Raw genomic sequence first — 20,676 nt, 5'->3', positions numbered from 1 at the left:
TTCTTTTTTCATTGCCAAAAAAGGAAGCAAAAAGGCTAGAAAATTATAAACTCGCTATCGCTCAGACAGTGTAATTTTCAAAAACCTTGAATTAAGAAGATGATTTATATCCTTCATTAATCGAACTCAGGTTCTTAGAGTCTATTTTGATGCATAGATAGCTTTGCTACAGCAGGCTTGATCTTCCATGGAACTATTATTTATAATCAAAACCCTATACCATATAGGTGTTATATATTCCGCTTATGGAAAAACTGAAGCAGAAACCTATCTAAAAGAAGCGAGAGAAGCGTCTTTTGAACTGGGGCCTCAGCTCACACATAAAATCGATAATCAAATAGCCAACCTATAGTATTTTTGCACCATGACGAAACGGACATATATCCTTCTAGTAGTAATCTATCTATTGGCTACTGTAGAGGCTTTAGCTTCTGACCAGTTGTACAATGGTACGGTTAGAGACGAGAAAGGCAAAGCACTACCAGGAGCGACAATCCTCAGTGATTTAGGTGAGGGAGTCGTCACAGACCCTTTCGGGAAGTTCAAAATCAAAATCAGTGATGAAGCGAAGTATCTGACCGTGTCATTCATAGGATATGAAATGCAGCAGGTCGCCTTAGTGGATCAGACAAACGATCCGCTCGTGATCACGATGCAGCCCAGCAGTATTAGCTTATCTAATGTTGTGATTACACCTGATGATACGGAGATTATCCATAGCCTTTCACAGTATGATCTAGCGGTGCGTCCGATCAATAATTCGCAAGAGATTTTGCGTTATGTACCAGGATTGTTCATAGGACAGCATGCCGGAGGTGGTAAGGCAGAACAGATATTTTTGAGAGGGTTCGATATAGATCATGGTACAGATATTTCTATATCGGTAGATGGTATGCCTGTCAATATGCCATCCCATGCACATGGGCAGGGCTATTCAGATTTGCATTTTCTCATTCCGGAGACAATACAGCGTGTTGATTTCAACAAAGGACCTCATTATGCAGAGTATGGTGATTTTACCACGGCGGGTTATGTGTCGTTCAAGACGCGAGATGCAGTCGATCACAACACGATCAAAGTAGAAGGAGGACAGTATGGTACATTTAGGACGGTCGGAATGTTCAATCTTTTGGGGACTCCAGAAAGTGACGAAGATGATCAATTGTTCGTAGCAGGAGAGGTGTTCGGTTCAGATGGCTATTTTGAGAGTAGTCAGGGGTTTAGGCGGTACAACGTCATGGCTAAATACAAGAGTCAGTGGAACCCAAACACTTTGTTTACAGCGACTGCATCCACTTTTTATAGCAAATGGACAGCTTCTGGTCAAATCCCAGTGAGGGCTGTGGAGAGTGGGCAAATCACTAGATATGGCGCGATAGATGATACTGAGGGGGGAGAAACCGCTAGAACTAACTTGAATCTACAGTTGGTGCAGGACTTAAAAGGAGCGACATGGAGCAATCAGCTGTACTATAGTCGATATGATTTTAATCTAGTGTCCAATTTTACCTTCTTCCTCAATGATCCCGTCAATGGAGATCAAATCACCCAAAGCGAAACGAGAGATATTATCGGATACAAAAGTGAATACAAACGAAGCGATTATCTCGGGTCTATCCAACTGCAGTCCAAAGCTGGCGCAACTATGCGCTATGATCATGTGGATGATATCCGTCTGTCACGCACCAAAGATCGTCAGGAGGTACTGTCTGATATTGCACGAGGTGATGTGAATCAGAGTAACGTGAGTGCTTACATAGGGGAGTCCATAGCACTTTTGCCACAGTTGGTACTGGATGCGGAGTTGCGCTATGATCACTTGTTTTTTAATTATGCCAATAGGTTGGATGCGACTGATCGCACAGAGGATAAGGGAACCTGGAGTCCAAAGGCTCGACTAAACTATCAGCTATCTCCTAACCTGAGCTTTTTTGTGAAGGCAGGTACAGGGTTTCACTCTAATGACACACGTGTGGTTGTGGCACAGAGTGGTGAGGAAATATTGCCGAAGGCCTATGGTCAGGATATTGGTATGTTTTATAAGCCCGCTTCGTGGCTGGCTATCAATCTGACGACTTGGAATCTGGACTTGGATCAGGAATTTGTTTATGTAGGTGACGAAGGAGTGGTCGAAGCAGGAGGAAAAACGAACCGTAAGGGGGTAGACTTATCAGTACGTGCGGAACTGACCTCATGGTTGTTTGCGGATGTGGATTTGAACTACACCAAAGCACGATCGATAGACGAACCCGAAGCTGCACAGTATATACCGTTGGCGCCAGTATTCACGAGTATAGGGGGGCTGAGTTTCGATTTTGAACAGGGATGGAATGGGAGTGTTCGCTACCGCTATCTCGGTGATCGAGCAGCCAATGAAGATCGCAGCGTGATCGCTGAGGGCTACTTCATCATGGATGCGGTTGTTAACTATACTCAGCCCAAATATCAGGTAAGTTTGACTGTAGAAAACCTCCTCAACCAAGAGTGGAAGGAGACGCAGTTCCTGACTGAGTCACGCTTAGAAGATGAACCTGCGCCAGTGGAGGAGATTCACTTTACGCCAGGTACGCCATTCTTTGCTAAACTTGGCTTTAGTTACTTTTTCTAAAAAGTACTCTATGTATGGTATTGGTGAGAGTCATGATCTCTAGTTTTGCGAAAATCCTTATTACATGAATACATTCGCAGCGCTCAATCTCAACAAAGCCATGCTTCGTGCCATCGAAGACTTGGGTTTCGATACACCTACCCCGATACAGCAGGAAGCTTTTCCGGTCATCTCATCAGGATCAGATGTGATTGGGATATCGCAGACAGGTACAGGTAAGACCTTTGCTTATATGCTGCCGCTGCTACAGCAGCTCAAATTCTCCAAGGAGAAGAATCCACGTATTTTAATATTGGTGCCTACTCGTGAACTAGTGGTGCAGGTAGTTGAGCAGGTCAAGTCTTATTCGGCCTACATGACGCTAAGGGTTTTGGGAGTATTTGGGGAGTCTAATATCAAACTACAGCGGGCAGCACTGGCCGATGGGCAGGATGTAATCGTTGCTACACCTGGTCGCCTATATGATTTGATCGTAGATCGTTCGCTACAGCCTAGGGATTTGAACAAAGTGGTGATAGACGAAGTGGATGTGATGTTGGATTTAGGATTTCGCACGCAACTCACCAACCTCTTCGAGTTGTTGCCCAACAAGCGACAGAATATCATGTTCTCAGCGACGATGACCGATGATGTGGATGACTTGATCGAAGATTATTTCACTACGCCAGAGCGCATCGCTATAGCGGTCAGTGGTACTCCGTTAGAAAATATTCAACAGACGGCCTATCCAGTCAAGAACTTTCTCACGAAAGCTAGACTGCTCAATGACCTGATTTCAGATCACCAAACCTTTCATAAAGTCTTGGTCTTTGTGTCTCACAAAAAATTGGCAGATCGGCTCTTTGATTTGGTAGAGGAAGCCTACGGGTCATCGGTATGTATCATTCATTCTAATAAGACGCAGAATTATCGTTTACGCTCGGTGCAGGAGTTTGACGAAGGTAGCAAGCGCATCCTGATTGCTACAGATGTGATTGCCAGAGGTTTGGACTTAGATAAGATATCGCATGTCATCAACTATGACGTACCGAGCTATCCCGAAAACTACATGCATCGAATTGGTAGGACAGGGCGAGCTGCAGAGCAAGGGAAGACGATACTGTTTTTTACAGAGAAGGAAGAAGCGCAAAAGGAAGCGATTGAATCATTGATGGATTACAAAATTCCGTTGCTAGATTTTCCAGAGGAGGTAGAGGTGACTGATCAGTTGATCCCTGAGGAACGTACACGGGTACGAGAGAGTAACTATAACCGCAATACCAAGCCTAAGGAGGTAGTGGAGGATGCCGAAAAGCTAGAAAAAAACCAGAAGGTAAACCTCGGAGGCTCTTACAAACGTAAGCTTGCCTCCAAGCACAAAAAGCCTCGAACCCGAGGCGACAAGAACCAAAACAAGAAAAAGAGATAGATTCAGCTCGTCTCTAGGAAACTCAAACCGACAGGTTGATAGAGCATCCATCCAGTGATGCTGTAGCGATCATGATGGGTAATCATCACCTCATGCTCTAGCACATCGCTCTTGAACATGACCATACGGCCAAAAGTCGGCATTATCGTTTCTTCTTTGCCTCCATCTAGGAAGAGTTTGAGTTGACCGCCGTATGCTGGGTGCCATTCCTCATTGAGGTATAGGATCATCGATATGAGGCGGTTGTTTCTCCCTTGAAACTGGTCTAGATGACGCTTATAGAAAGCTCCCTCAGGGTAGTGTGCAAAGTGAAATTCATAGCCTGAGAGGCTAAGGTAGCAGTACCTGTTTAAGTTTTGTTTGATTTCATCCGCGAGATCGAAAAAAGTATGGATACGCTGATCCGCCATGTCTTTATCGAGCCACAGGATTTCATCGCCACGCACACTGCGGTCGACTTGTTTTTGATTCAAAGTACCGATCGCAGCTTTACGCAACGCTTCGGCTTCTACTCTTTCGTCAAAACTTGTTTTTAGATCCAAAAGAATCTGTTTGGGCAATATATGATCGATGACCACATAATGATTTTCTGACAATGCATCGACCCAGCCGACCCAGTTGTCCTCGCTAAAAAATGAATTCAATGAACAAAATTTTGCGAATGTAGCCTATCGAAAGATAACTAGAAGAACAAATACATATTATAATCATAATTATAGGCTGAGTCCAAATTGATCATTTTATGATTCATTGCTTTATGTAGTTTTATTCATCTGTAATTACTGGTTGTTAATCGAAAAAAAGCCGATTTTGATCTAAAAGAGATGTGCTCGTGTTGATATTTTGAGCATATTGTGTATAGCTGATGTTTTTAAGAAAATATTAGAAATTTAATAAAATCAAATTGTTCAATGTTAGTATTTTCGCCCATCAATCTTGATTGATTAGGGATTGATGAGGTCATTAACAAGTTATGAGAAAACCGAGTTCAATTTTTCTTTTATTGGTTACGTTGTTATTGTCGTCTTCTATTTTAATGGCTCAGGAAGTTTCTAAAAATGAGGCAGAGTCATTGTTAGAAAAAACCAACTACAATAAGAAGAGAGGGAACTTAGAAGGTGCCTTAGGCTATGGTTTGCTTGGTCTGGATCAGGCAGAGTCCATCAACGATGAAAGCCTCATATTTGAATTCAAAACTATTCTAGGTGAGATATATCAGTCTCGTAGAGATTACAAAAAATCCATTAACTACTTCTTAAGCATTGTATTGAGTGCCAAGCGAACGGGTAATCAAGAGCATTTGGCCAAAGGTTATTATAATCTAGCGAGCACTTACTCCAGTATGGGTGCTTATAATAAGGCCAGTGATTATTACTATCAAGTATCGGTGATCTATGATAAATTGGGAGTAAAGCAAGGAAAGGCAAATGCCTTAGAGGCTCTAGGGATGAACTATGTAGAGTCAAATCAAACGACAAAGGCCATAGATACCTACGAACGCCTATTGAAAATGGCTTTGAGTGACAAGCTCTATTCTTATGTAGGCAGGGCACAGGAGCAACTCTTTAATCAGTATCAGATCTTAGGAAACACACCACAAGCACTAAAATATGGGTTGTCCTTTTATGAAAGGATAAAAGATCGCGGAAATGATAGACAAATAGCTGAAGCAGCTGATCTCTTGGCGGGGCAATATATAAAGGCTGGTGAGGTAAAAAGTGGATTGAAATATGCCAATATCGCTGTACAGAAAAATCAAAACAAGATAGAGTATTTAGATAATCAAGCCATTGCACTGGCACAAAGTAATGAGTACCAAAGAGCAATGTCTGTGGTAGATGAGGCAATTCAAAGAAGTGAAAAGTTGCGTCGTTCTGAAGATGTGGCACGCTACTATAATCTAAAGGCCAAGATCGCCAATGATAAAGGCGAATATAAGATAGCTATCAACGCCCTAACTAAAGCAGAGGAGATAGCAGTAAGTAAAAATATAAAGTCTGTCTTGTTATCAACCTATGAAATCTACGTTCAGAACTACAAAAAGCGTGGAATGGATAGCCAGTATGAAGACTATCAAAAACTATATAATGATGTAAAACTGCAAGTAGGAGAAGTGGAAAGTAGAAGGTCAAAGGTGTCTGTATCTAAAGAGAATCTAGCAGAGAGTTATGAGCAAGAGGCGCGTGCAGAAATATCGAGTTCTGAAAATCAAAAATTGGCTAAAGAAAGGGAAAGACTCAGGTCAGAGCAAAAACTCAAAGAGCTACAGTTGATAGAGCAGCGCAGTAAGTTGCAAGAGGCTGAATTACAGCAAATTGAATTAGAAGCGCAAAAGGCTCGACAAGACATGTTGCTTGTGGAACAAGCTGCTACAGCTAAACTCAATCAAGAGCAGCTGGAGCGACTACAGCTAGAAGCAGAAATGACGAGACTCGCTGAAGCCGAGCGTCAGAAAGAGCGAGATATTCTACAGAAGGAAAGCCAGATACTTCAGCAGCAGATAGAATTTGAAGCGAAGCAGTCTAAACAGGCTAAGTTGTTGCAGTATATAGTGATCATTGGCTCTGTTGTGATATTGTCCATTTTGGCAATTGCTTTTTTTAGAACTTACAATACAGGTAAGACCATTAAGGAACAGAATCGTAATTTGGCAGAGCAGCAAAAAACTATTTTGAATCGAAATATTCAACTTAAGAAGAGTTCTGAGGCGATGCTTGCGATGAATAACAAACTCAAAAAGGCACATGTGAACCTGAAGGTTTTACTGAAAAAAGAACAGTCGACGAGAGAAGAATTGGAGAAAGCCAATAAGGAGATTAAGAATACTCAGGTACATTTGGTGCAAGCAGAGAAAATGTCTTCACTGGGTCTATTGACAGCAGGGATTGCTCATGAGATTAATAACCCAATTAACTTTGTGTCCAGTGGTGCACAATCATTACTGAGGAACTTTGAAGAGATCAAAAACTATATTGAGAATTATCAGAAAGTGATAGCACTAGATAATATAGATGAGATTAAGAAATACCGTACGATCTTGCAGGAAGATGAAGAAGGGTTGATCGAACTACAAAACGGAAGTGAAGAACTCCTGGCAGACGTCAACTACGGAATATCTAGAATTACCGAAATCGTCAATGGCTTACGATCATTCTCTAGGCATGATGAGGCAGAGGTGAAAGATGCAGATATTAACGAAAGCTTTTCATCTGCATTATTGATTCTTAAAAATAAGTATAAAAATAAGGCTAAGATTGTACAAAACCTGGATGAAAATATTCCTCAAATTCAGTGTTTCCCAGGGCAGCTAAATCAGGTTTTTGTTAACCTTGTCAACAATGCACTAGATGCCTTGGAAGGCGATGATGGAGAGATAACCATCTCTACCAAAGATATAGACGAGAACGCCATCGAAATTAGTATTCAAGATAATGGGACAGGAATGACCGAAGAGGTGAGAGAAAAGATATTTGATCCATTTTTTACCACCAAAGACATTGGTAAAGGAACAGGCCTTGGTCTGTCTATCTCACATGGTATTATAGAAAAGCATAATGGTACAATCAAAGTAGAAAGTGAAGTGGGTAAGGGTACGACATTTATTATTAGATTACCAAAAAAATTAGAGCTAGGGGAGCGAGTGCTCGAAGGACAATTAAGTTAGGCTAGAGAAGAGATATGGAATTGATATTACAACGTCCGCAAAAGAAGGAGGCAGTCAAAAAATACACAGTACTGTACGTGGATGATGAACCAGTGAATCTTAGGATTTTTCAACACGCATTCAAACGTGATTATAATGTCCTTACCGTAGATAATGGGATGGAAGCGCTAGAAATGCTTAAAGAACAGAAGGTGGATTTGGTAATTACGGACCAGCAGATGCCACGTATGTCTGGAGTTGACTTGCTAGCACAGGTTGTACCTAAGTATCCTGATATTGTCAGGATGATTATGACAGGTTTTAGTGATATTGGAGCGATTATCCGTGCAGTGAATGAGTTTGGGTTGGATAAGTATCTTGTTAAGCCGTGGGATAGAGACCAGCTTAAGGCAGAGTTTGATAAAGCACTAAAAAAACGTGAAGAAGAGGCTGTTAAGCCCAAAGGTGATGATATAGCAGATTCAGTCATTCGATTGAATAATACGATTTTACCAAGTTCAGAGGATTTGAAAGCACTCATAGATGATAGTTTTATCATCTATGATAACAATGTTGAAAACCCATATGGTTTTTGGTTTGGAGAGAAAAATCAAAAAACTACAGTGGCTTTTTTTAATGCCAATGAAGCCAAAGGACTTTCTATTGCACTGAAATCTTATGTAAGCATGGTGCTTTCAGAGATTGTCTATAAAGGTACAGAAGTAGAAACATCCTTGATCCTAAAACAAGTTCTGTCCAGAGTAAAAACGAAGTTCGCCGATGCTGCAGATTTGTTGCCTTCATTTGATTTGTCAATAGCTATACTTGATACCCAAAACAAGACCGTTGAGTACAGTGGAGTCAATCAGAGTATTTACTACTTTGATGACAATCAAAAATTGAAAATGCTTAGCGGTGATAAGGAGACCTTTAACCTAGTAGATAATGGTATTCCTGATGTAAAGACTTTGGAAGTGTCTGGTGTGACGGAAGTATATTTTATTTCTAAAAACATGGTCAATCAAATCATACCATCGAACAATTCATCTACAGAAGGGGTGTCTTTTTTGCAGTTTATGCGTGGTATGATAGGCAAAAAGATGTCCGAACAGTCTGTACTAATTACTGAGCAATTGACTGGCGATAAAGCCAAGTGCATGCTGGGAATCCATTTGTAAAACATAAGTATTGTCTTTGTAGTGATTTAGAAAAAAGGCAATTATTAGTACCTTAGTAAGGTAAAAGTACAACTCGTAAATATGACCAATAACTTAACCTGTGTTCTCTTTGGTCTGCTATTTTGTGTGTTAGTATCTTTAGATTCCGTGGGGCAGATTAAAACACATGCGGAGGCTGAGATTGAAGTGGGCGAAACAATGCAGCAATACCTCATAGAGAATCATGTAGATGAAATCGAAAATATGATTCATAAACTGGCGAACTCTAAGCCATTTATAGATCAGTTCGTCGAGCAGGAGAGACGTCACGAAGTTGATGTAAGCAAAATCAAAAGAAAGGATATTGAAATTGGTAGGGATGTAGATGTGTCTGTAAAGCATATCACAGAACATCAGACGTTTACGATGGTCATGGTGCCTATTAGTATCTATAGTTTGGCGATTTATGATACATTATTATTTTCAGTCATAGAGGTGTCAGATGAGTGGATACGAAGAGAATTCCCTTATGAAGACATTGAGAATGACTCGATAAAATCTGCGCTGTTGTCTCTCAAAAACCATGAGTTATTAGCCAATCATCTGTATTCACAAGCACTCCAGCTATCGCATTCGGATTTGGGTAAAGTAAAGGTGGAATTGAAAGAATCATACATCTCTGCAAATAGTATTCAAGAGCATGTATCTAAACTCGACTCAGATGAACGCGATCAAGTGAGAAGCCACTGGGGCTTGTTAAAAAAGGCCTTTACCCATGTAGTGGACCTTAATGTAGAGTTCAATATTTATGTATTCGGCTTTAATGACATGGAGGTAGATGTTAGCAATAAACGTGGAAATTACTCTGTCAAAATCACACCTGAAAACATTTTTCAACGGCATCACTTTCAAGAAGAGTAGAGATGAGTACATCTGTTTTATTTCCTAAATGTAATTGTTTTGCCAACTTTTGATAGTCTAGTTGTCCATTCGGTGATATGATATGCACTGTTCATTAAGGTGAAATAAGTTATTTTTCGATTCTCGTACTAGAGGCTCTTTGAATCAGCTCAGTCTTGAGTTTGATGATGTTGGAGGATTCTATTATAGAATCTTTTTTGTCGCTAAGCAGTTGTCTAGCTGCTATTTCTCCCATTTCCCGAGCAGGATGATTGATGGTGGATAGTGCAGGGTCGATGATAGTAGAGATAGGGTCATTGTTGAATCCTACTACGGCGAGTTCTTCTGGGATTTTGATCCCCAGCTCTTTGGCGCACTGGATGACACTAACAGCTGTGGTATCGTTAGCTGTGAAGATTCCGTCAGGGCGAGGGTTTTGTTTGAGTAGTGTTTTGGCGGATTGATAACCCTCTTCTGCTGAGAGTTGTTTTAGTTCTATAATGCGCTTTTTCTCTACAATGAATCCGTTTTCTAAGAGTGCTTTTTCATAGCCTTTTCGTCGATTGAGGTAGACGTTTCGGTGCTGTGCTCCAGCGAGATGAGCGATGCGTTTGCAGCCTTGGTCGATGAGGTGCTGGGTTGCGATCTGAGCAGACTGCGTATTGTCTATTACGACGAGATCAGTATCTAGGCTTTCGGTGACTCTATCCACGAATACTAGTGGGATGTCTTTGTCTTTGAAGGGTAGGAAATGATCGTAATTGTTTGTTTCCATAGCGAGAGATACGATGATGCCATCTACACGGTAGTTGAAAAGTAGTTTTGCATTTTCCTTTTCTAGTTTGATTTTGTCGTGTGATTGGGTGAATATGACATGATAACCTTTCGCTTTCGCTTCTGACTCTATGCCACTGATGAGCGTAGAGATAAATGGTCGGTCTACACGAGGAACAATGACGCCTATGGTGTTCGTTTTTTGCGTACGTAGATTGGCTGCTACTCTATTAGGACGGTAGCCCATTTGTGTTGCCTTCTTTTCTACTTTTTTGATGGTTTCCTTGCCTATGCTTTTGTGTTTTTTGAGGGCTCTAGATACGGTCGAAGGAGAGACATTGAGCGCACTAGCTATGTCGTATATGGTAACCTCTTTACTTTTTTTCATTCTTAGCTGTCCTTGCTTAGTCCTTTTTATAGGCTAAAGGTAGGTTGACTTTTTATTTATCACAATTTACATTGGTTATATGAAATATTATGCAATCGATTGCGTGTAATTAAAATTCTCCATACATTTGAATATTCCCAAGGACTATGGGAGCATTGTGATGGCATGGTATGAATTAAATAGTGACTGAGTCATTTATATGGTCTTTTGGTGTGTTTTGGGTAAAACTTAAATCAAACTTTATTATATGAATCATGATTACAAGACTAAGTAACTATTCTTATCGATTGCTTAAATTTTATGCAATCAGTTGTTTGCTTGTTTTTGGCAGTCTAGTCGCTGTGGCGCAGGATGTTAAAATAAGCGGTAAAGTCGTTGAAGAGGGAAGTGGAGAACCACTACCTGGGGTGAGTATCCTAGTTAAAGGAACAGCGACAGGAGTTGTCACCGATTTTGACGGTGCGTATAGTATTAGTGTTCCTGCTGATGCTACATTAATTTATAGTTTTATTGGGTATTTGAAGCAAGAGGTCAGTGTAAATGGTCGGTCCGTTGTGGATGTAAGTTTGCCTCTAGATGTTCAGGCGCTGGAAGAGGTGGTGGTTGTAGGTTATGGTGCTGTTCAGAGGAAAGAAGCAGTAACTGGATCCGTTGCTTCTATTGGCGGAGATGAAATGAGGGAGGTTCCGTCAGCTAACATCACAGACGCCTTGCAAGGACGATTGCCGGGTGTTGACATGACGCAGACTTCTTCTAGACCAGGAGCGACGATGCAAATTAGAATTAGAGGTACAAGATCGTTGTCTGCTAGTAATGATCCATTGGTCGTATTGGATGGAATACCATTTGCTGGATCTATTAGTGATATTGACCCGAATAGTATCAAGAGTGTCGATATTCTCAAAGATGCTTCTGCTACGGCTATTTACGGCTCTAGAGGTGCTAATGGGGTGATTCTCGTAACGACCAAAAGAGGTAGGAAAGGGCAAGAAGCGGTCGTTTCATATAATGCTTTTCATGGTGTGAAAACTTTGTTCTCAGACTATCCGATGATGGATGGACCGGAGTTTGCGGCTATGAGAGCAGAGGCAATTCGCACCGTAGACGAATTAGGCAGAGGGGCAACTTATCCTAACTCTTCAGACGAATTTGATGATATCAATACAGATTGGCAGGATTTGCTATACCAAACAGGTAAAGTAATGAGCCATGATGTGAGTGTTGCCAAAGGTTCTGAAACTGGAAATTATTCCTTTGGTTTGGGCTACTACAAGGATGAAGGAGTCGTGCCGACTAATCAATATTCTCGCTTTTCGTTGCGTGCAGCTGTAGATCAGAATGTCGGTGAGTATTTTCGCTTCGGGTTAACGTCTAACAACAGTTATGGTGTAACTGAGGGGAATCAAGTAGGAGTGGCCGATGCGTTGGGTTCTTCGCCATTGTCTAGCCCCTATGATGATCAAGGAAACTTGAAAAGAGCCTCACAGGCTTCACAAGATATCTATAAAGTATGGACAAAGGAATCCATCGAAGATGCACAGGATGTGTGGTTGAGCGAAACCAAAACTTTTGGTACGTATAATAACATATATGGGGAAGTAGAGGCTCCTTGGGTGAAAGGATTGAAATATCGCTTGAACTTAGGGATGAACTATCGCAATTCACAGGGAGGAAGTTTTACGGGGATTGGTGTGACCAGTGCCTCGGACCCTAATGCGCCTTCATCTGCATCTATTAGTAGTGCAGTGACCACTAGTTGGGTTGTGGAAAATATTCTTTCTTATGATCGTACATTTGCAGAGAAGCATTCATTAAATATTCTTGCTCTGTATTCTAATCAACAAGAAAAATACAATAGCTCACGAATCGTAGCAAATGACTTACCTGCTGATCATTTTCAGTATTATAACCTTGGCTATGCTGAGGGGGAAATAATTATTAACCCTGACGAGCAAAATTACTCCGTTTGGGGGTTGAGATCATGGATGGGGCGTCTGATGTATGCCTATGATAATCGTTATATGCTTAGTGCCACTTTGAGATCAGACGGTTCGTCGAGGCTCTCGCCAGGTAATAAATGGCATACTTATCCAGCTGTCTCTGCGGGTTGGAATATTGCTAATGAGTCATTTATGCAAGGGGTTTCTCAGATCAATATGCTGAAACTAAGAGTAGGATATGGTGAAACATCTAATCAGGCGATAGACCCGTATTCTACACTTGGTAGATTAGGTACTCGGTTCTATAACTTTGGTGACAATGGTGATGAAAGTTATTCGACAGGTTATATTTTGTCTGAGTTGCCTAATACGGACTTAGGATGGGAGTACACACAAACTTGGAATTTCGGTTTAGATTTTGGATTGTTTCAGGGACGATTGAATGGTACAGTTGAATACTACAAACAACATACAAAAGATATTCTGCTAAGTGTTGATTTGCCAAGTACAGCGGGGGTAGGAAGTTTTGTGTCTAACGTAGGAGAGACAGAGAATAAAGGGATTGAACTATCTCTAAGTGGTGTAATTATCGACAACCTGGATGGTTTTACATGGGAAGCAGGTTTCAACCTTTATGCCAATCGAAATGAGCTGGTGTCTTTGACTTCTGGACAAGAAGAAAATGTAGGTAACTGGTGGTTTGTAGGTCAGCCGATCAATGTAATATATGATTACAAAAGGACAGGTCTTTGGCAAGAAGGAGATGAACATATGGATATCCTAGAGCCAGGAGGCAATCCAGGGATGGTTAAAGTTGAGTACACTGGGGAATACAATTCAGATGGCACTCCAGTGAGACCTATTGGTGCTGAAGACAGACAGGTCCTTAATTTTAATCCTGATTGGCAAGGTGGTTTTAATACACGTTTGTCTTACAAAGGGATTGACTTGAGCATCGTTGGAGCTTTTAAAAAGGGAGGTACAGTGATCTCCACGTTATACGGTACATCCAGTTATCTCAATCTATTGAGTGGTCGCCACAACAACGTGGATGTGGACTACTGGACACCTGAAAATACGGATGCTAAATATCCAAGACCTGGAGGGTTAACCGCTGGGGATAACCCCAAATATGGTAGTACTTTAGCCTACTTTGACGCATCGTATCTGAAGATTAGAACGATCTCTTTGGGTTATAATTTTGGAGGTAACTGGCTTGATAAAGCGGGTATTAGCAAATTGAGAGTGTATGCTACAGCACAGAATCCATTGGTGATGTTCTCGCCATACCATAAGGAATCAGGCATGGATCCTGAGTCTAACTCCTATGGGGACGAAAATCAAGCAGTGACGACTGATATTCAGGAGCGATTGCCAGTTATTGGTACAAATGCTCCTGCTACACGCACGTATTTACTCGGAATTAATCTGACATTTTAACGATTGTAATCATGCAAAGATTTAATAAAACAATATTAGTAGCCTTTTTAGGCTTGCTTTTGACCGCAGGGTGCAACGACATTCTGGAAGAGACTACTCGTGAACGATTTGAGCCAGGCTTTTTCAAAACAGAAGAAGGAGTTGTGGGTGGTTTGACGGGACTTTATGCTAATCTGAGAAGAGTTTACGGACAGCCATATTATTATAACGCTACCGAAACGGGTACGGATGAGTACACTTATGGTTCACAGGCCGATGGGAATTTTCAGGCGGCCGATTTGTCTGGTTTAGGGATTCCTGATGCTCAAAATAGCCGTTTTGATGTGCTATGGAACGAGTCTTATTCGGCGATCAACTCCGCCAGTGCAATCATAGCCAATGGCACAGAAGCTGCCATGCCTGATGAGTTAATTGCCGAAGCAAGGTTCTTTCGAGCTTATGGTTACGCTCTATTGGTTCAAACCTTTGGTGGTGTTCCTTTAGATTTGGGAGGTGGAGAATTGGAATTTAATACAGCTCCTAGTCTTAAATCTGTGAGAAATACAGTGCCTGAGGTTTATACCAGAGGAGTGTTTCCAGATTTGGAACAAGCAGTAGAGGATTTGCCTGATAACCCACGTGTGATAGGAGGGGTGACCAAAAACGTAGCAAGACTCATTTTGTCTAAAGCCTATTTGACCTATGCGTGGTGGTTAGAGAATCCTAATAACATCCCTACGTATCCCGAGACAGATCGAACAGATCCTGATGGTATGTCTGCTACGCAGTATTATCAATTAGCGTATGATGTAGCGACAGCAGGTATTGACAATCCTGGGCCATATTCGTTGCAACCTACATATTATGATGTCAACTTAGCTCAGAACGATCGCAATAGTGAAATCATGCTATGGGCTGATCATACAGAGTATAGTGCCAAATACAATGAGGGTAACGTAACTGGCTGGAATGGTGGTGATGCACAGAATCAGTCTGTTTGGATGGTAACATGTTATTTCCATATAACCAAAGCAAGTTCTGACCCCGCGACTTGGAGTCCTGTGGATGCATTCTTTAGAACTGTACAAGCTGGGCAGGCGTATAGCCGTCAGTGGTCACGTATGGCTCCTTCAATTGGTGTCTTTACCAATACATTTGCAGATAAGACGACTGATTCTCGATTTGATGGTACATTCACCAGTGTGTATCGTGCTACTTGGAACTACAACACTAGTCGCACTGAGACCGAACTCTATGGAGCTAATTTTTTACCAATAGCACCCAATGAGCCTGTGCTTTCATTTATTCCGAGTGATCCAGGAGGGATTCTCTATGATGACACATACAATGATGGAACAGAGGCAGGTTATTTACCTGGACGGGCTGATTTTGTGGTACCAATAGATAAGATTTCCAGAGGTGTTTTTCCTGGGCTTTGGAAATTGGGTCCCTATCGTCAAGGAAAAGATTACAATGATGACAAAGTATCCTCATCGCGTCCTTATAACATCTTGAAATTTTCTGAATTGTATTTTGTGGCTGCTGAAGCGGCTGTCAAAGGTGCATCAGGAATATACACGGCGAGACAATTGATCAATGTGATTAGAGGGCGTGCAGGTATGTGGAGATATGATGTGTCTCAGGATATGGAGAGAATCGAGGATAATAGTGCTGCTATGCAAGCTGCTACTCCAGCGACTATTGATATTAACTATATTCTGGATGAGCGTTCTCGTGAATACTTCGGGGAGGGGTATCGTTGGTTTGATCTAGCACGTACCCAGAAGTGGGAAGAGTATGCTGGAACCTATCAGATATCGCCAACTGTAGGAGATACTCCTGCAACTGTAAATCGAGAGATTGAGCCTTACATGTATTTGCGCCCAATACCACAAGGACAGCTGGACAGGATGGATGGAGATGAAGCATATAAGGATAACTACCAAAACCCTGGGTATGAATAAAATAAATAATAGTAAATAGTGTTTCACCCTCCTGATTTCTTATTTAAAGTCTCAGGAGGGTGTTTTGTTAATATTTGATAGCTGGTAAAATGATGACGTCTTATGTTTAGGAAGACAATCAAAAGTGGCATATTGTGAAGTGATAATGACTGTGGAAATAAATTACCCATTTAATTGAAAGATAAATGACTACTATTACAAAATATCAAACCTTTCTGACCAATCTCTTTTTTAGTGTATTTACGCTATTGTTAATTGTTTCTTCGGACGCTAGGGCCATTCAAATGGCAAGCAACGATGACTTTGATAAGGTGAACGTCATCCCAACTGACACACCATTTCCCGAGGCATCGTTCTTAACCACCCAAAAGGGGAAAAATCATTTTCCCCTCATCATGAAGGGAACACCAGCCACTATCCTAGTCAGTAGTTCTGATCATGCGGGTGTGTTGAAAATTGCGGGATTGTTTCAAAAAGATTTGAGTCATGTCTCTGGACAAGCAGCCGAATTGACCATTGGGGATGAGCTGACCTCAAAAAACGCTGTGATAGTAGGTACTGTAGGGAAAAGTACGCTAATTGATCAGTTGATAGCCAATGGGAAGATTGATATTTCAGACCTCAAAGGTAAATGGGAACAGTTTTTAATCCTACCTGTCAAGCAGCCTATGGAGGGAGTCGACAATGCGCTGGTGATCGTAGGTAGTGACAAGAGAGGGACGATATTCGGCATGTTTGAATTGTCCGAGTCTATGGGCGTTTCGCCTTGGTACTGGTGGGCAGATGCGCCGATCCAGTCTCGGGAGAATGTATATGTAAAAACGGGCGTACACACCACTGGCGAGCCCAAAGTGAAATATAGAGGGATATTTCTCAATGACGAAGATCCTGCATTGTCAGGGTGGGCGAGAGAGAGATTTGGAGGAATCAACCATGATTTCTATGAGAAAGTCTTTGAGTTGATCCTGAGGATGAAAGGAAACTACCTGTGGCCTGCTATGTGGGGCAAATCATTGTGGGATGATGATTCTTTGAGTGCACCATTGGCCAATGAAATGGGGATCGTGTTATCCACTTCTCACCACGAACCATTGATGCGTGCCCACGTGGAATGGAATCGCTATGGTGAGGGGGCTTGGAACTATGATGCCAACCCTGAAAATCTTCAAAAGTTTTGGAGAGATGGTATGGTACGCACCCAAGGACAAGAAAAAGTCGTGACGCTCGCTATGCGTGGGGATGGTGATGAAGCCATGGGAGAAGGGACTAACATCGAACTATTGGAAAAAATAGTCAACGACCAGCGTAAAATCATCGCAGAGGTCACAGGCAAGCCAGCTGAAGAAACACCACAAGTTTGGGCCTTGTACAAAGAAGTGCAGGAGTACTATGACAAAGGGATGCGTGTGCCAGATGATGTGACCCTATTGCTTTGTGATGACAATTGGGGACAAGTGAGAGTACTCCCAGCGTTAGATGCCAAGCCTAGAAAAGGAGGATATGGCATGTATTACCACTTTGATTTTGTAGGTGGGCCTAGGAGCTACAAGTGGCTCAATACTGTGCAGATAGAGCATGTGTGGGAGCAGATGCGACTGACTTATGAATATGGTGTAGATGAGATTTGGTTGGTCAATGTGGGGGATTTGAAACCGATGGATTTGCCGATCAACTTCTTTTTGGATTATGCTTGGGATCCTACAGCTATCAAAGCAAATGATCTACCTGGGTACTATACACAATGGGCAGATGCTCAGTTTGGTGGGCAATATGCCAAGGAAATCGGAGAAATTTTAGCACGCTATACCAAATACAATGCAAGGAGAAAACCTGAGTTGTTAGCACATGATACTTATAGCCTAACCAATTTTAGAGAAGCGGAAACCGTCGTGGAGGATTACAATGAATTGCTAATCAAAGCTCAGCGCATCAAGGCTAAACTACCAAAGGAAGCACAAGATGCTTTTTACCAACTGGTTTTGTATCCTGTAGAAGCATGCGCCAACATGAATGAGATGTATGTGGCAGCTGCCAAAAATAAACTGTATCGTACACAGAATAGAGCTTCGACCAACTATTATGCTGACCACACAAAAGCACTCTTCTTCAAAGATGCGGACCTTCTCCAGCAGCACAACGAATTTGCGAACGGTAAGTGGAACCACATCATGGAGCAAACCCACATGGGACATGTCAGTTGGTTTGACCCGAAGGTCAATAAAATGCCGGAGGTTTCTTATATCCAAGTGCCTACTCGTGCAGGATTGGGCTATGTCTTAGAGTATGGGGAAGGTAGTTCTGGACGAAATGCCAGAGGGGTGAATAGTCATAGTTTTTCGACCTTTGATCCGCTCAATGATCAGCGTTATTATTTAGAGGTTTTCAATACAGGGGCTAAAAACCTCAACTATAAACTTGAAGCGAAAAATGATTGGATAAAACTCTCCTCTACAGAGGGATCTGTTCAATATGAAGAGAAAATATTTGTCAGTGTGGATTGGGAAAAAGTCCCTGCTGGACAGACTGAAGGGGAGATTTTGCTATCAAGCACTTCTAGTCAGAGTTTTACGATCAAAGTGCCATTACGTATCAATATGCCAAATAAAGCGTCTGGATTCGTGGAAAATAGAGGGATTGTAAGCATGGAGGCAACGAGCTTTCAGCGTAAAAAAGAAGTCAAGGGTATTTCATGGGAGTTGATCCCTAATTTGGGGCGCACAGGTTCGGCCGTGACGACTCTACCTGTCACGGCATCCACGAAAGAACCCGGGAAAAATACGCCTTATTTGGAATATCAAATCGTGCTATTAGATTCAGGTACTTTCGATTTGCAAACATGGTTTTCGCCAACGCTAAATTTTCAAAAAGACGAAGGGTTGATCTATGCCATTTCCATCGACGGGGGAAAGCTACAGGTAATGAATCTTCATGAAAACGCCAAAGCGGCTGACTGGACCTATCCTGACTGGTGGAACAATGCCGTGACAGATAACCTCATGAAGCAGTCTGTCATGCAACAAAAGTTGTCAGCAGGTCAACATACGCTGAAGTATTATATGCTCGATCCAGGAATGGTATTGGAGAAAATCACTTTGTATAAGAAGGGCGTGGATACAGCTAGCTATTTAGGTGCTCCTGAATCTGTGAAGAAGTAAATAGGTAAGACATGAAAGATCTTAAAAATTATAAACTGATACTAGCCCTAGTCTTGCTGGTTGGGTGCGTGAATGCACCGAAGGATTGTGAAAAGGGAGTAAGCGATCCACGGGGGGAGATGAAGCCTTGGACCAAAGGAGCTTCGGAAACGGGTAAATACCGCAATCTCTTTTTGGAGGCGGGGTATTCGCAAGCGGAGATAGATGCCAAGTTGGAGAAGGCTTACTATGACACGTTCGAAGGGCCGAATCGTGTATATTTTGAGGTAGAGGACTCTTTGGCCTATGTGTCGGATTTGAAAAACAAGGACGCACGAACTGAAGGGCTCTCGTATGGACTCATGGTGGCCGTGCAATTGGACAAGAAGGAAGTCTTTGATAAACTGTGGCGCTGGACGACCAAATACATGCAGCATCAAGGAGGAGTCAGAGATGCTTACTTTGCGTGGAGTGTCGACCCCTTAACGGGAAAGCACAACGCAGAAGGCTCAGCCTCGGATGGAGAACTCTACTTTGTCACTGCGCTGCTTTTCGCCTCCAACCAATGGGGGAATGAAACAGGCATAGATTACTATGGAGAGGCAAGAAGAATTCTTGATGCGATGTGGAGCAAAGACGGTACAGAGGGAGTCAAAAACGTCCTCAATGTAGAGCATAAGCAAATCAATTTTGTACCTCATGAGGGTGGATATGACTGGACTGATCCTTCCTATCATCTGCCGGCGTTTTTTGAGGTGTGGGCTGAGTATGCTAACGATGGTCATGAGACGTTTTATAGCGCTTGTGCAGATACATCGCGTATTTTTCTGCACAGAGCCACGCATCCCAAAACGGGTTTGACGCCTGACTATTCCGAATTCAGTGGTGCGCCACATAGCCGTGGCAAAATGGGGGATGCATTTCGATATGATTCATGGCGCGTACCGATGAATATCGCGATGGACTACAGCTGGTATGCTAAGGATGCCGAGTGGCAACAGCTGTATGCCAATCGTATCCAAGATTTTCTGTATTGCCAAGGCTTAGAGACCTATGTCGATCAGTATAATATAGACGGGACAACTCCAGAATGGATTCTTCAGGCTGGAGGCTATGAAAAGCTAAGACATTCATTGGGATTGGTGTCTACTGCTGGAGCGGCTTCTTTGGCTGCCACGCATGGCAAAGGATGGCAGTTTGTCGATGAAGTATGGAATGCCAAACTTGAACCCTATGAAGACGGTTATTTTGATCCTTATTTCGATGGACTGCTTTACTTGTTTAGCGTGATGCATTTGAGTGGAAACTATCGAATCATCACACCGCAGGCTGAATAGTGAA

General features: G+C 42.1%; 11 protein-coding genes. 9 read left to right on the top strand and 2 right to left on the bottom strand.

The annotated features are described in order from the left end of the window. Positions 1-364: 364 nt before the first annotated feature. Positions 365-2,608, top strand: a complete 2,244-nt coding sequence (locus BUB99_RS02215) for a TonB-dependent receptor (protein WP_073119054.1) — start codon at positions 365-367, stop codon at positions 2,606-2,608. A gap of 64 nt (positions 2,609-2,672) precedes the next feature. Beyond that, complete coding sequence (locus BUB99_RS02210; protein ID WP_073119051.1) at positions 2,673-4,016, top strand: DEAD/DEAH box helicase; 1,344 nt, start codon at positions 2,673-2,675, stop codon at positions 4,014-4,016. A gap of 2 nt (positions 4,017-4,018) precedes the next feature. On the opposite strand, the gene BUB99_RS02205 is transcribed toward BUB99_RS02210, so the two are convergent. Beyond that, on the bottom strand, positions 4,019-4,660 hold the full coding sequence (locus tag BUB99_RS02205) for a 2OG-Fe(II) oxygenase (RefSeq protein ID WP_073119049.1): 642 nt from the start codon (positions 4,658-4,660) through the stop codon (positions 4,019-4,021). A gap of 392 nt (positions 4,661-5,052) precedes the next feature. Between BUB99_RS02205 and BUB99_RS02200 the strand changes: the two genes are divergently transcribed. The 3 genes from BUB99_RS02200 (at position 5,053) to BUB99_RS02190 (ending at position 9,737) form a co-directional block, all read left to right on the top strand. Continuing rightward, the gene (locus BUB99_RS02200; RefSeq protein ID WP_073119048.1) at positions 5,053-7,680 is read left to right on the top strand and encodes an ATP-binding protein; all 2,628 of its coding nucleotides are present in this window, start codon (positions 5,053-5,055) and stop codon (positions 7,678-7,680) included. Between the two features lie 14 nt (positions 7,681-7,694). Next, positions 7,695-8,837: a response regulator gene (locus BUB99_RS02195; RefSeq protein ID WP_073119046.1), complete on the top strand. Its 1,143-nt coding sequence runs from the start codon at positions 7,695-7,697 to the stop codon at positions 8,835-8,837. An 81-nt stretch (positions 8,838-8,918) separates the two neighbouring features. Continuing rightward, positions 8,919-9,737: a hypothetical protein gene (locus BUB99_RS02190; protein ID WP_139280858.1), complete on the top strand. Its 819-nt coding sequence runs from the start codon at positions 8,919-8,921 to the stop codon at positions 9,735-9,737. A gap of 109 nt (positions 9,738-9,846) precedes the next feature. Here the strand turns inward: BUB99_RS02190 and BUB99_RS02185 are convergent, their stop codons facing one another. Further along, entirely contained in the window at positions 9,847-10,878 is a 1,032-nt protein-coding gene (locus BUB99_RS02185) for a LacI family DNA-binding transcriptional regulator (protein ID WP_073119042.1), read from the bottom strand. Positions 10,879-11,132: 254 nt separating this feature from the next. Here BUB99_RS02185 and BUB99_RS02180 point away from each other — a divergent pair, with 254 nt between their 5' ends. From BUB99_RS02180 to BUB99_RS02165, 4 genes are all read left to right on the top strand, one after another. Further along, positions 11,133-14,258 carry a SusC/RagA family TonB-linked outer membrane protein gene (locus tag BUB99_RS02180; protein WP_073119040.1) on the top strand — a complete coding sequence of 1,042 codons (3,126 nt, stop codon included), beginning with the start codon at positions 11,133-11,135 and terminating at the stop codon, positions 14,256-14,258. 11 nt (positions 14,259-14,269) lie between these two features. Further along, the gene (locus BUB99_RS02175; RefSeq protein ID WP_073119039.1) at positions 14,270-16,201 is read left to right on the top strand and encodes a RagB/SusD family nutrient uptake outer membrane protein; all 1,932 of its coding nucleotides are present in this window, start codon (positions 14,270-14,272) and stop codon (positions 16,199-16,201) included. A 185-nt stretch (positions 16,202-16,386) separates the two neighbouring features. Next, complete coding sequence (locus tag BUB99_RS02170) at positions 16,387-19,356, top strand: glycosyl hydrolase 115 family protein (protein ID WP_073119037.1); 2,970 nt, start codon at positions 16,387-16,389, stop codon at positions 19,354-19,356. 11 nt (positions 19,357-19,367) lie between these two features. Continuing rightward, positions 19,368-20,672: a glycosyl hydrolase family 8 gene (locus BUB99_RS02165; protein WP_084190297.1), complete on the top strand. Its 1,305-nt coding sequence runs from the start codon at positions 19,368-19,370 to the stop codon at positions 20,670-20,672. Positions 20,673-20,676 lie beyond the last annotated feature (4 nt).

This window comes from Reichenbachiella agariperforans, from assembly GCF_900142205.1.
Classification (GTDB): Bacteria; Bacteroidota; Bacteroidia; order Cytophagales; family Cyclobacteriaceae; genus Reichenbachiella; species Reichenbachiella agariperforans.
The sequence above is the reverse complement of the archived record's forward strand: the minus strand, read 5'-3'. Positions and strand labels throughout refer to the sequence as shown.